The sequence below is a fragment of the Rhodococcus sp. IEGM 1306 genome, from assembly GCF_036541985.1.
GTDB lineage: Bacteria > Actinomycetota > Actinomycetes > Mycobacteriales > Mycobacteriaceae > Rhodococcus_F > Rhodococcus_F qingshengii.
This window is the reverse complement of record NZ_JAZHFF010000006.1, coordinates 102,999-115,356: the sequence shown is the minus strand read 5'-3', so window position 1 is coordinate 115,356 and position 12,358 is coordinate 102,999. Positions and strand designations below refer to the sequence as shown.

The following is a 12,358-nucleotide window of genomic DNA, read 5'->3' as shown; positions in this document are numbered from 1 at the left end:
GCAATGAGAAGAATCGGACGTACTCGGGCAATGCTTGTCGTCGCCCTCGTCGCGTGGACGGGACTGTTCGGCGAAGCAGCGTTGGCCTCGGCTGACCCGGCCCCGACATCCCCTTCAGGCGGTTCAGCTCTCGATCACGTCGAGGAGATCAACGCCCGTCAGCTGACTATGTACGTCTACTCGGCTGCGATGGACAAGGTGATTCCGCTCGAGGTGATTCGGCCGGCAGACACAAGTGCGCCCCGGCCGACCCTCTATCTACTCAATGGGGCCGGCGGAGGCGAGGACACGGCGACGTGGCAGACACGGACAGACGTCGTCGACTTCTTCGGCGACAAGAACGTCAACGTCGTCAACCCGATCGGCGGTGCCTACAGCTACTACACCGACTGGGAGAAGCCCGATCCTGTTCTCGGACTGAACAAGTGGACCACATTTCTCACCCAGGAGTTGCCACCGATCGTCGATGCCACGCTCGGGACTACGGGTACGAATGCCGTTGCCGGATTGTCGATGGCAGGTACCTCGGTTCTGAGCCTGGCCGAGGCGGCGCCATCCGTTTACCGTGCCGTCGGTGCTTTCAGCGGGTGTGCCGAGACGAGTACTCAACCCGGTCAGGACTACGTGAGATTCGTGGTCGGATTCCGCGGCGGCAACGTGGACAACATGTGGGGTCCTCCCGGCGGTCCGGGCTGGGTAGCCAACGATCCTGTGGTCAATGCCGAGAGATTGCGGGGGGTCGACCTCTACATCAGCAATGGATCGGGCCTGCCCGGCCCACACGAGAATCTGGGCGGACCGATGGTCAACGGCGACCTCGGCGTTCTGGCGAACCAGGTGATCGTGGGTGGAGTCATCGAGGCCGGGACGAACCAGTGCACCCAGCGTTTGGCCGAGCGGCTCGACTCCTTGGGCATCCCGGCCACCTATGATTTCCGGGCAACTGGCACTCACTCTTGGGGTTACTGGCAGGACGATCTTCACAACTCGTGGTCGATGATTGCCGCGTCGATCGGTGCGCGTTAGCCGGCGAACCCTGGGGTCGGTGGCTGAGTTGTTTCTCACTCCGGGACACTCTTGCCGAACCTAGCCGACCGAACTGCAGGTCAGCGGCGTTATAGTCGCCTCATGAGTTCAGAAACACTCGCTCCCCTCGACACCGACGTACTTGCGCGCAGGTTTGCGTGCCTGGGTGATCCGACGCGGCTGCGAGTGCTTCGACTTGCTGCCGGCGGTCCGATCGACGTCGAGACGATTGCACACGCCGCATCACTCGAGCCGTCGGCGTTGAGTGCTCACCTCGAGGCCTTGATCGAGGTCGGTTTTGTCGAGGCTTCGGTGCGTGAAGGCACTTCGGTTGTCAGTGTTGCCGGAACGGCATACTCCGATCTGATGGCAGCGGCCGCCGTCGTGGCTGCTCGTGGTCCGGTCGAAGACACACTGGGAGTTCTTCCCGATGACGTGGTGGTGCGCCGCATGGAATCCGGCGACTGGGATGCCGTCCGCTCGATCTACCGCGAAGGAATCGACACCGGAACCGCGACGTTCACCACCTCGGTGCCATCCGCCGAGAAGCTCGACGCGCAATGGTTACCCGATCATCGATGGGTGGCCGAGATCGACGGCCGCGTCGAAGGCTGGGCGAGCCTCAGCCCGGTGTCCTCGCGTGATTGCTACCGCGGGGTCGCCGAGAACTCCATCTACATCGGTAGCGGCGCTCGCGGGCGCGGCGTGGGCAAGCTGCTGCTTCGCCGACAGGTGCAAGCCGCCGACGCCAGTGAGATATGGACAGTGCAGTCGTCGATTTTCCCGGAGAACCGGGCAAGCGTCGCCTTGCATCAGGCCGTCGGATTCCGAGTCGTCGGCACTCGGTCGCGTATCGCTCAACTGGGTGGGCGGTGGCGTGACACGTTGTTCCTCGAACGTCGCAGCGAGGACGCTGACATCTGAGAAGAGACGCTCAGCCCTTAGCAGCGCTGACTCCGGCGCGTCGCCCGTAGAAGCTGCCGTCACCGAGGGACGTTCCGGAGGCGTATCCACCGGCGCAGACGCCGGCGGTGCAGCGTCCAGCGGCAAACAAACCCGGGATCGGTTCGCCGGAGACGTGGATGACCTCCGAGTTGATCGACGTGCGCAGACCGCCGAGCGTGAATCCGGCGGTGAAATTGCGAAGATCGAGCGCAGCGACGGGTGAGCCGATCGGCTTGACCCACTCCTTCTTCTTTCCCAATACCGGGTCCTCACCACGGGCGGCGTGGCGGTTGTAGACCTCGACGGTCGACTGGAGGGTGCCTTCCGGCAGACCCATGTCGGATTCGAGTTCCTCGACGGTCTCGGCCACCCACTTGGGCTGGAATCTGAAGAACGGTGTGGAACTGTCGGCGGCGCAGCCCTCTTCGTAGGAAGCTTCGTCGATGATCAGGTAGGCCTGATTCTCGTTGCGCAGCAGCGTCTCCTGGCCGATTCTTCCCGGGTACGTGTCCTCGTTGACGTAGCGCTGGCCGCGTCCGTTGACGAGAATGCCGCGGATCATCAACTGGGGGTCGCCGAAGAATGCGACCTCGGTGGCGTCCATGTGCGCGAGGTCGGCCCCGAGAGCCTGCGCCATCTGGATGGACTTTCCGTCGTGCTCTTCGATAGCCGCACCGGGGCGCCCGATCAGCCGTGGGGCGTACGACTGGATCATCGCTTCGTTGTAGGCGAAGCTTCCCGTCGCCAGTACGACACCCGTGCGTGCTCGAACTGCCACTTCCTTGCCGTACTGCTTGGCGATGATGCCGACCACTCGATCTCCGTCGACGACCAGGCGCTGGACTCGCATGTCGTATTCTGCTCGTACGCCGAGGCTTTCGGCCGTCTCGATCAGTGGCTTCATCAACATGAAACCACCGCCCTTCTCCCCGGTGCGCTTGCCGCTCATCTGTGGAACGTGCCCGCGAGGGGCCGGTGTCGCGATCGTGTTGAACGGTGCCGAGTTCTCGCCGCCGGAATACATGAGTCCGTCGTCGAAGGGTGTTTCCCAGCCGGGTTGGCCGTAGAAACTCTCCTTGAACGGCACACCGTTGTCGACGAGCCAGTTGTAGTGCTCGACGCTGCCTTCGCAGTAGTCGGTGATCTTCTCCTCGTCGGCGCCGGGACCGAGTGCGGCCATCATGAACGATTTCATGTTGGCGGGGGAGTCCTCGAACCCGAGTGCCTGCTGCAACGGGGTCCCGCCGCCCAGATAGATGAATCCGCCTGCCAGCGCCGCAGCGCCGCCCCAGCCGCTCGTGCGCTCGAGCACCAACACGTCGGCGCCCGCTCGCGCGGCCTCGATCGAAGCACTCACTCCGGCAATGCCGTAGCCGGCGACGACGACGTCAGCCTCGAAGTGCCACTGCTCGATGTTTGCGGAGGACTGCGGACGGATTGAGCTGGCCTCGGCCATGGATTCGGATCCTTCGCTCTTCTGGTTGGTTGGTGGGGGAATCGGTGGGTGTGATCGATGCCCTGATGGCAGTATCTCGACCGAAAGTCAGTCGGTGTCCGTTTTCGCGGAATCGGCCGCGGCCTTCTCCTTGGCGCGCGCGGCTTTACGTCTGTCGGCCTTCACGGCGATCAGCGCATTGTTGAGCCCGGTGGCCAGCGGCCAGCCGACGTAGTGGCACAGGAAGATTGCGGCCTCTTCGAACTGCTGCTCGGTCAACTCCTCGTTGTGGAGAGCAGCGTTGATCTGGATCTTCGCCACATCGTTCTGCCCCTGGGCGGTGATGGCACCGATCAGGAGTAGTCGTCGATCACGTACCGACAGTCCCGGTCGCGTCCAGATGTCGGCAAAGAGGTGGTCGGCGGTGACCGCGAAGAAGTCGCCGGGAACGTCGGCGGGAAGCTCCCAGCCGTACACCTCGTTCATCTTCGCGACGCCACGAGCACGGGCCTCGGAGATGCGGCTTTCGTCGGTTCCACCGGCATCGGTCATGTGAGTGGTGTCGGTCATGCGTGCTCCCGAGTAGTAGATGCCGTTGAAGGTTCGGCCGGCCTGACTTCGCTGTCATTCCCGACGCCCAGACCGGCACCGAGTCCGGCGAGCGCAAGGTGCGCGAGCGGCAGGTCGAGATTCAGCCGATCACCGAGGTTGATGGCCAAGGCCAAGTCCTTCTCCCCGAGATTGCGAACATGCCGCAGTATCGAGAACCACGGGTCGTCCTCCGAGACCGGTGCGGTGGTGTCGCGGAGCATGATCGCGCCCGCGCCACCGGTGATCGCATCGGTGTGCCTGACGACCTTTCCGAGCGTGCGGAGATCGAGTCCTGCTGCTTCGGCGAGTCGCGCGGCCTCGGTCGTGGCGGTGAACGAGACGAAGTGAAGAAGGTTGCGTGCGAGCTTCATTCGCGTTCCCGCGCCGACGTCACCGGCGTGAACCACCAGCTCGGCCCAGGATCCGAAGGGCTCGCGGACGGCTTCGAACGCCTCGTCGGAGCCGCCGATCATCACTGCCAGCCTGCCCTGCGCTGCGCCGCCGGCACCGCCACTGATCGGCGCGTCGACCAGCAGAACACCACGCTGTTGACAGATGTCAGCGAGTTCCACCGCCGTGGTGTCCGAGATAGTGGAGTGAATCGCGACGACAGTGCCTGGCTGTGCGGTCGACAGAATCCCGTGCGGCCCGCACACAACCTCGCGTACCTGCGCGTCGTCGAGCACCGTGACGGAGATGATGCTCGCCTGCGCTGCAACGTCGGCGGGCGTCGATGCTGCGCTCGCGCCCGCAGTGGTGAACGGTTCGAGCGCTTCTGCGCGGGCATCACACACCACCAGTCCGCCCGGCCAGTCCAGGAGGCGCTGCGCCATCGGCGCGCCCATGTTGCCTAGGCCGATGTATCCCAGTCTGGTTTTCGAAGCGCTGGCTTTCGGCGCCGATTCCGTCATGACCGGTACACCTGGCCTCCGTCGACGTTGAAGATCTGCCCGGTCACCCAGCCTGCGTCGTCGGAGAGAAGGAACAGGCACATGCCGACGAGATCCTCCGGTGTTCCCATGCGCTGCAACGGGATTCGCTTCACCATGTCCTTGACGATGTTGCCGGGGGTGACGGTTCGAGTCGCCTCCGTGTCGATGGGACCGGGAGCGATGGCGTTGATCCGGATGTTCGACCAGCCGAGTTCGGTCGCGAGTTGTTGTGTCAGGCTGTTGACGCCGGCTTTCGCGAGTCCGTAGTAGTTCGAGTACAGCCAGGCTGCTGTGGAGGACTGGTTGACGATCGAACCGCCCTTCGCTCGCATGTGAGGTACGACCGCCCGGCACACGTGCAGTGCGCCGTCCATGTTGACGCTCATGAACTTTCGGTAGTAGTCCCAGTCCACCGTCAACAGGGAATCGATCTTCATTCCGCCGTAGATGGCAGCGTTGTTCACCAGATGCTCGATGCTGCCGAACTGCTCGATCGTGAAGTCGGCAAGTGCCGCAGTCGACTCCCCGTCGGCGACGTCGACGTCCTTGAACACGGCACTTCCGCCGTCCGCGTTGATCTGCTTGGCGACTGCTTCGCCGAGTTCGCGATTGAGGTCCGCCACGACCACGTTGGCCCCCTCCGCGGCCAGAGCGCGGGCATACGCCTCTCCGATACCCTGCGCTGCTCCGGTGACTATCGCGGTGCGACCGTCGAAACGTCCCATGTCGACCTACTTTCGTGGTGATCATTCTGTGGTGAGGGTGTGGGGTGAGGGTGTGGAATGTCAGGAAGGTGAAGCGACGAGCTTGGTTTCGAGGTATTCCTCGAAACCCGCGAGGCCCATTTCGCGGCCGATCCCTGATTGTTTGTAGCCGCCGAACGGTGCGTCGGCCGAATACCAGACGCCGCCGTTGACGCTCAGCGTTCCGGTTCTGACACCGGCAACGACGTGCGCGACGCGATCGGGATCGGTGCCCCACACCGACCCGGACAGGCCGTAGGGGGAATCGTTGGCAATCCGGATAGCGTCGTCGTCGTTGTCGTACGGAAGGATCACGAGGACGGGCCCGAAAATCTCCTCCTGCGCTACGCGAGACGAGTTGTCCAGCCCGGCAATGAGAGTGGGTTCGACGAAGAAACCCCTCTCGCGATCGTCGGGACGGCCCCCACCCGTCACGATCGTGCCGCCCTCTTCGACCGCGAGGGCGAGGTAGCTCTCCACCCTGGCGCGCTGGCGCGCCGAGATGACCGGGCCACACACCGTTCCGCGCGCGCTGGGGTCGCCGGCTCGGATACCCGCCATCGCGGCAGATGCCGCGGCCAGAGCATCGTCGTACCGAGCGCGCGGCACCAGAAGTCTGGTACTGAGCGCGCATCCCTGACCGGCATGAACGCAGACGGAGAACGCGGCAACCGAGCATGCACCCTTGATGTCCGCATCGTCGAGGACGATGAATGCGGACTTACCCCCGAGTTCGAGGAAGACCTTCTTGAGAGTTTGCGCGGCCGTGGCCATCACTGTGCGTCCGGTGGCGGTGGAACCGGTGAAGGACACGAGATCGACGCGCGGATCGCTGCACAGCTGCGCGCCTAGGGAGTGATCCGTCGACGTCACGACGTTGACTACGCCGGCCGGGATCTCGGTTTCTTCTGCAATCACCTTGGCGACCAGCGCGGCGCACCAGGGCGTGTCCGGCGCGGGTTTGAGAACGACGGTGTTGCCGGCTGCGAGGGCGGGACCGAGCTTGGCGAAATTGATCTGGTGCGGAAAGTTCCACGGTGTGATTGCGCCGACGACGCCGACGGCTTCCTTGAGCAGTCGGCGATGGGTCGGAATCCCCATGGGAGACGCGTGCCCGAGATCTTGTTCCCACGAATAGGTTTCGATCAGATCGGCCCAGTAGCGAAGATCTTCGATCGGGCCTTCGAGTTGCGGACCGCTCGTCAGCATGACCGGTGCGCCGACCTCGGCGACGGTGATCTCACGCAACTCCTCGATGTGGGACTGGAGTGCATCGCACAGTTGGCGCAGGCAGCGAGCGCGAAACCCGTGATCGCGTGCCCATTCGGTGTCGTCGAACGCACGGCGCGCAGCGGCGATGGCCGCGTCCATGTCCGCGGCGGTGCCTTCGGCCGCACGGCCGATCAGTTCCTCGGTCGCCGGGTTGAAAACTTCGAAGGTCCCGCCGGATCCGGGAACCAGTTTTCCGTCGACGAGAAGTGCAGAACTGTCTGCGGGTCGAAGCGTCATAGCGCAAACCCTCTCTTTCTGGACATGTGTCTGGACTCTAGTTCACACTTGTGGTTGAGGCAATGGTTTTTGGGGCATAAGAGATTTCGAGAGCCCAGCGGTCTCGAGAGGGTCTCGGATCTGCTTCGACGAAAAGCGCCTCGTGTCCGGTGCGGCGCCGCTACGGTTCACCGCACATTCACAACCACGTCTTCACATCCACAGGAGAGAGGTCGAAATGAACAGAGTTGACGGAAAAGTGGTGTTGGTGACCGGCGCTGCTCGAGGTCAGGGGCGCAGTCACGCCGTCCGTCTCGCGCGGGAGGGCGCGCACATCATCGCCTTCGATCTGTGCGCAGACATCGCCAGCAACGAATACCCGCTCGCCAGTCCAGCCGATCTGGAGGAAACCGCTCGCCTGGTGAAAGAGGCCGGGCAGCAGGTGGTGACGGCGCGTGTCGACGTCCGTGATCGCGCCGGACTCGAAACAGCACTTGCCGAGGCGGTAGGGCAGTTGGGCGGATTGCATGTCGTCGTGGCGAACGCCGGTATCTGTCCGCTGGGCAAACACGTGTCGACCGCCGGTTTCGTCGACGCCTTCGATGTGAACTTTCTCGGTGTCGTCAATACAGTGCACGCGTCGATGGAATACCTCGGCGAAGGGGGTTCGATCATCGCGATCGGCTCTGTTGCCGGTTTGGTGCCGCAGACCGGATTCAACGGGCAACAGGCGCTCCAGGGTCCGGGTGGCGACGGATACGGGTTGGCCAAGAAGCTGATTCAGGCCTACACCAGTTCGTTGGCGCTGACCCTCGGGCCGAGTTCCATTCGCGTCAACGCGATTCATCCGACCAATGTGAACACCGACATGTTGCAGAGCATGCCGATGTACCGGACGTTCCGTCCCGACCTCGAGAATCCGACCGCCGAGGATGCGGCTGTGACGTTCCCGTTCATGCAGGCGATGCCGATCCCGTGGGTCGAACCCGCGGACATCTCGCATGCAGTCGTGTACCTGTCCTCGGACGAGTCGCGATTCGTCACCGGCCAGCAACTGCGCGTGGACGCTGGTGCCGGGATGAAGATCGGTCTGTAGTAGAACTTTTCGCGTCGCTGCTGCCTGTTCGTGGTGAATTTTCCAAGTTTCCCCATTTCGTTGCCCTGGACAGGACGCTGTAGTAACGTCCAGACACGTGTCCAGCAAACGGGGCGATTCAAGTGGCGGGGGATCGATTGTCTACGAATCCACTCGCAGGCGCCTCACGGGCAAACAGGCGGAAACTGTGGCCAGGCTTGCCGAAGCAACAGTGAAAGTTCTACGCAAACAAGAGTTTTCCGGACTGACTGTCCGTTCGGTTGCGGCCGAAGCGGGCGTAGGAACTGCGACCGCCTACACGTATTTCGCGTCCAAGGAGCATCTCGTCGCAGAGGTTTTCTGGCGAAGACTTCAGAACTCGTCGGCGCCTGATGGCTCAGGGTTGGATCGCACCGCGCACGTGCTGTCTGTACTTCGAAATATCGCGCTGCTTCTCGCGGACGAACCGGAGGTATCGGCCGCCGTGACCAATGCACTGCTCGGATCCGACCCTGAAGTGGAACATCTTCGCGGCCGGATCGGGCTCGAGATCCATCAACGACTCGCCTCGGCGTTGGATCCGAATGGCGAACCCGAAGTGTTGGAAGCGCTCGAAATGCTTTATGCCGGGGCGCTTCTGCGGGCAGGGATCGGCTACGGAACCTACGCGCAAATCGCTGGACGCCTCGAGGCCTCAGCTCTACTGATCCTGGAGAAATCATGACAGAAGCTTTGATCGATCCGGTGGTCTTCAATCCGTACGACTACCACTTTCACGACGATCCGTATCCGACGTACAAGCGTCTGCGCGAAGAATCACCCCTGTATCACAATCCGGACGTGGGATTTTGGGCATTGTCGCGATATGCGGACGTGGTCGACGGATTCAAGGACAACAAGCGTCTGTCGAGCGCAAACGGAGTATCACTCGACCCCGCAGCCTACGGTCCACACGCGCATTATGTGATGTCGTTTCTCGCTATGGATGATCCCCGCCATATGCGGTTGCGCCAGTTGGTTTCTCGCGGATTCACACCGCGGCGTGTTGCGGAGCTCGACGGCCGGATACTCGAACTGACGAAGCAACATCTGATACCCGCGCTGGGCGCGGGGGAGTTCGACTGGATTACGGAGGTGGCGGGAAAGCTGCCGATGGACGTCATCTCCGAACTCATGGGTGTCCCCGAACCCGACCGAGCCGAACTGCGGCGCAAGGCGGATCTGGTGGTGCATCGAGAGGCGGGTGTTCTCGACGTGCCGCAACCTGCGGTGGAGGCTTCGATCAGTTTGATGGGCTACTACAAGGAGATGATCGCGCAGCGTCGCCGATCGCGGACGGACGATCTGACCTCGGCCTTGCTCGACGCCGAGATCGACGGAGACAAGCTTTCGGACCAGGAGATCCTCGGATTCATGTTTCTGATGGTCGTGGCCGGAAACGAGACCACGACCAAGCTTCTCGGAAACGCTCTGTACTGGGGTTCGCACCACCGGGAGCAGATCGCACCGGTCCTCGACGATCCCGAACGAGCCTCGGAATGGGTGGAAGAGACTCTTCGCTACGACACGTCGAGTCAGATCGTGGCTCGGACTTCGGTTGTCGACCTCGAATACCACGGGCGCACGATTCCGGCGGGGGAGAAGGTCCTGCTCCTGATCGGATCGGCCAACCGAGACGCCGACGTCTTCGACGATGCCGACAGCTTCCAGATCGGCCGGAGTTCGTCGGGCAAACTCGCGAGTTTCGGTGGTGGCGTGCACTTCTGCCTCGGTGCCCACCTTGCCAAGCTCGAAGCCAAGATCGCCCTGGCGGAGTTCGGGCGTCGGGTCAGCGACTACGAAGTCGTCGAGTCCGGAATCGAGCGTGTTCATTCGACAAATGTCCGGGGCTTTGCGGCCCTGCCGGTGAAAGTGCAGGTGCGCTGATGCCTCGTTTCGAACCCAATCCTGTTCGCCGGCCGGCACTGATCAGTGGTGCGTCGTCGGGAATCGGCACAGCCACCGCGTATGCCCTGGCCGAACTCGGGCATCCGGTTGCACTCGGTGCGCGTCGAGTCGCCGAATGCGAAGCCATCGCCGAGAAGATCCGCAGCAACGGTGGTGAAGCGTTCGCCCACTTCCTCGACGTCACGGACGGTGATTCGGTCGACGGGTTCGTCTCGGCCGCAGAGGCAGTCCACGGCCCCGCGGAAATCGTCGTCTCCGGTGCCGGAGACCTCGAATTCGGGGCTGCGGACGAGATGAATCCTGAGGCGTTTCTACGGCAGATCCAAGTTCACCTCGTCGGTGCGCAGCGATTGGCGCATCGTGTTCTCCCCGGTATGAGGCAACGACAGCGCGGTGACTTCGTACTGATCGGCTCGGATTGTGCCGAGCGCCAGCGTCCACTCATGGGTGCGTACGACGCAGCGAAGGCCGGGCTCGAGGCAATGGGGCGTCAGATGCGAATGGAGCTCGAGGGAACAGGCATTCGCGCGTCGATCGTGCGACCCGGGCCGACACTGACCGGCATGGGGATGGACACGACGCCGGAGATCATCGGACCGGTCGGGGAATCGTGGAGCAAGTGGGGGTTCGCCCGCCATGGTTACTTTCTGCGCGCCTCGGACATCGCCAATGCCATCGTCGCCGTTGTGTCGGCGCCGCGAGGAGCACACATCGTGCTCGTCGAAGTTCAGCCCGAGGCGCCACTGGACAAACTTCCCACTGCGAACTCACAGGAGACGACATGACGCACGGAGTGCAAGAGACGTCGCGAACACTGCCAGAGCCGCCGCGGGTGTCCGGCGGGGATCTCCCGCACGGGCATCTCGAGGAACTGCGAACCGACCCGATAGCGCTCATGCGCCGGGTGCGTGAGGAATGTGGTGACGTCGGCGCCTTTCAACTTGCCGACCGCACAGTGATCTTGCTGTCCGGAGCCGAGGCAAACGAGTTCTTCTTCCGCTCCACCGACGAGGATCTCGACCAACAAGCGGCTTACCCCTTCATGAAGCCGATATTCGGTGAAGGCGTCGTCTTCGACGCCAGCCCGGAGCGGCGTAAAGAGATGCTGCACAACTCGGCTCTGCGCGGCGAACAGATGCGCGGGCACGCCGCCACGATCGGCCGCGAAGTCGAGGCGATGGTCGCGCAGTGGGGAGACGAAGGCGAGATCGATCTGCTCGACTTCTTCGCCGAGCTGACCATCTATACCTCGTCGGCGTGCCTGATCGGCAAGAAGTTCCGCGACGAACTGGATGATAGCTTCGCCAAGCTGTATCACGAGCTCGAACAGGGAACGGATGCATTGGCTTTCGTGGATCCGTACGCGCCGATCGAGAGTTTCCGCCGCCGCGACGAGGCCCGGTTGGCGTTGGTCGCTCTGGTACAGGACATCATGAACGGGCGCATCGCGAATCCTCCGCAGGGCAGGGATGACCGCGACATGTTGGACGTGTTGGTCTCGGTCAAGGACGAGAACGGCGACCTCCGGTTCAGTGCCGACGAGATCACCGGAATCTTCATCTCGATGATGTTCGCCGGCCACCACACGACTTCCGGCACGGCAGCGTGGTCGCTGATCGAGATGTTGCGGCATCCCGACACCATGACGGACGTCGTCGACGAACTCGACAATCTGTACTCCGACGGCGCCGATATCAGTTTTCATGCCCTGCGCCAGATTCCGGTTCTCGAGGCTGTGGTCAAGGAAACCCTTCGACTGCATCCGCCGTTGATCATCCTGTTGCGGGTGGCACGTGGAGATTTCGAAGTGGGCGGCTTCGAGATCCGAGAGGGCCATCTTGTCGCCGCGACACCCGCGATCTCCAATCGAATCGCCGAGGACTTTCCCCGGCCGGACACCTTCGATCCCGGGAGGTACATCGACCCGAATCAAGAGGACATCGTCAACCGCTGGACGTGGATTCCGTTCGGAGCCGGCCGGCATCGCTGCGTCGGCGCTGCGTTCGCCCAGATGCAGCTCAAAGCGATCTTCTCGATCCTGCTGCGGGACTTCGAGTTCGAGATGGCGCAGCCGTCGGAATCCTACCGAAACGACCACAGCAAGATGGTCGTCCAGTTGCAGCAGCCGTGCGCGGTGAGGTACCGGCGCCGAACACGTCCCGGGCGTGAGGGGTGA

At 62.9% G+C, this 12,358-nt stretch carries 12 protein-coding genes; 7 read left to right on the top strand and 5 right to left on the bottom strand.

Annotated elements, in window-relative coordinates; genetic code table 11:
* Nucleotides 1–3 precede the first annotated feature (3 nt).
* Nucleotides 4–1,026 (top strand): alpha/beta hydrolase, encoded by a 1,023-nt coding sequence (locus V3587_RS18695; protein ID WP_003944025.1) that lies wholly within the window; start codon nt 4–6, stop codon nt 1,024–1,026.
* A 102-nt stretch (nt 1,027–1,128) separates the two neighbouring features.
* Complete coding sequence (locus tag V3587_RS18690; RefSeq protein WP_030536776.1) at nt 1,129–1,950, top strand: helix-turn-helix domain-containing GNAT family N-acetyltransferase; 822 nt, start codon at nt 1,129–1,131, stop codon at nt 1,948–1,950.
* A gap of 10 nt (nt 1,951–1,960) precedes the next feature.
* Here the strand turns inward: V3587_RS18690 and V3587_RS18685 are convergent, their stop codons facing one another.
* The 5 genes from V3587_RS18685 to V3587_RS18665 form a co-directional block, all read right to left on the bottom strand.
* Nucleotides 1,961–3,427: an FAD-dependent oxidoreductase gene (locus tag V3587_RS18685; RefSeq protein WP_050656861.1), complete on the bottom strand. Its 1,467-nt coding sequence runs from the start codon at nt 3,425–3,427 to the stop codon at nt 1,961–1,963.
* 87 nt (nt 3,428–3,514) lie between these two features.
* Nucleotides 3,515–3,976, bottom strand: a complete 462-nt coding sequence (locus V3587_RS18680; protein WP_003944075.1) for a carboxymuconolactone decarboxylase family protein — start codon at nt 3,974–3,976, stop codon at nt 3,515–3,517.
* Complete coding sequence (locus tag V3587_RS18675) at nt 3,973–4,908, bottom strand: NAD(P)-dependent oxidoreductase (RefSeq protein ID WP_065352528.1); 936 nt, start codon at nt 4,906–4,908, stop codon at nt 3,973–3,975. Before V3587_RS18675 ends, V3587_RS18680 begins: the two co-directional genes overlap by 4 nt.
* Nucleotides 4,905–5,654: an SDR family oxidoreductase gene (locus tag V3587_RS18670; RefSeq protein ID WP_065352527.1), complete on the bottom strand. Its 750-nt coding sequence runs from the start codon at nt 5,652–5,654 to the stop codon at nt 4,905–4,907. Before V3587_RS18670 ends, V3587_RS18675 begins: the two co-directional genes overlap by 4 nt.
* A gap of 60 nt (nt 5,655–5,714) precedes the next feature.
* Entirely contained in the window at nt 5,715–7,181 is a 1,467-nt protein-coding gene (locus V3587_RS18665) for an aldehyde dehydrogenase (RefSeq protein ID WP_065352526.1), read from the bottom strand.
* A 217-nt stretch (nt 7,182–7,398) separates the two neighbouring features.
* On the opposite strand from V3587_RS18665, the gene V3587_RS18660 reads away from it, so the two are divergent.
* The 5 genes from V3587_RS18660 (at nt 7,399) to V3587_RS18640 (ending at nt 12,358) form a co-directional block, all read left to right on the top strand.
* Nucleotides 7,399–8,256 (top strand): mycofactocin-coupled SDR family oxidoreductase, encoded by an 858-nt coding sequence (locus V3587_RS18660; RefSeq protein ID WP_065454976.1) that lies wholly within the window; start codon nt 7,399–7,401, stop codon nt 8,254–8,256.
* A gap of 136 nt (nt 8,257–8,392) precedes the next feature.
* Nucleotides 8,393–8,959: a TetR/AcrR family transcriptional regulator gene (locus V3587_RS18655; protein ID WP_024487471.1), complete on the top strand. Its 567-nt coding sequence runs from the start codon at nt 8,393–8,395 to the stop codon at nt 8,957–8,959.
* Nucleotides 8,956–10,161: a cytochrome P450 gene (locus V3587_RS18650; protein ID WP_003944019.1), complete on the top strand. Its 1,206-nt coding sequence runs from the start codon at nt 8,956–8,958 to the stop codon at nt 10,159–10,161. The genes V3587_RS18655 and V3587_RS18650 overlap by 4 nt, the downstream gene beginning before the upstream one ends.
* Nucleotides 10,161–10,967 (top strand): SDR family oxidoreductase, encoded by an 807-nt coding sequence (locus V3587_RS18645; protein WP_003944110.1) that lies wholly within the window; start codon nt 10,161–10,163, stop codon nt 10,965–10,967. Before V3587_RS18650 ends, V3587_RS18645 begins: the two co-directional genes overlap by 1 nt.
* Nucleotides 10,964–12,358 (top strand): cytochrome P450, encoded by a 1,395-nt coding sequence (locus V3587_RS18640; protein ID WP_283377422.1) that lies wholly within the window; start codon nt 10,964–10,966, stop codon nt 12,356–12,358. Before V3587_RS18645 ends, V3587_RS18640 begins: the two co-directional genes overlap by 4 nt.

Excerpts from the sequence above, each read along its gene's own strand:
- V3587_RS18685 (WP_050656861.1), bottom strand. The coding sequence starts at position 3,427 with ATGGCCGAGGCCAGCTCAATCCGTCCGCAGTCCTCCGCAAACATCGAG.
- V3587_RS18695 (WP_003944025.1), top strand. The coding sequence starts at position 4 with ATGAGAAGAATCGGACGTACTCGGGCAATGCTTGTCGTCGCCCTCGTC.
- V3587_RS18640 (WP_283377422.1), top strand. The coding sequence starts at position 10,964 with ATGACGCACGGAGTGCAAGAGACGTCGCGAACACTGCCAGAGCCGCCG.
- V3587_RS18690 (WP_030536776.1), top strand. The coding sequence starts at position 1,129 with ATGAGTTCAGAAACACTCGCTCCCCTCGACACCGACGTACTTGCGCGC.
- V3587_RS18650 (WP_003944019.1), top strand. The coding sequence starts at position 8,956 with ATGACAGAAGCTTTGATCGATCCGGTGGTCTTCAATCCGTACGACTAC.
- V3587_RS18645 (WP_003944110.1), top strand. The coding sequence starts at position 10,161 with ATGCCTCGTTTCGAACCCAATCCTGTTCGCCGGCCGGCACTGATCAGT.
- V3587_RS18660 (WP_065454976.1), top strand. The coding sequence starts at position 7,399 with ATGAACAGAGTTGACGGAAAAGTGGTGTTGGTGACCGGCGCTGCTCGA.
- V3587_RS18665 (WP_065352526.1), bottom strand. The coding sequence starts at position 7,181 with ATGACGCTTCGACCCGCAGACAGTTCTGCACTTCTCGTCGACGGAAAA.
- V3587_RS18680 (WP_003944075.1), bottom strand. The coding sequence starts at position 3,976 with ATGACCGACACCACTCACATGACCGATGCCGGTGGAACCGACGAAAGC.
- V3587_RS18670 (WP_065352527.1), bottom strand. The coding sequence starts at position 5,654 with ATGGGACGTTTCGACGGTCGCACCGCGATAGTCACCGGAGCAGCGCAG.
- V3587_RS18675 (WP_065352528.1), bottom strand. The coding sequence starts at position 4,908 with ATGACGGAATCGGCGCCGAAAGCCAGCGCTTCGAAAACCAGACTGGGA.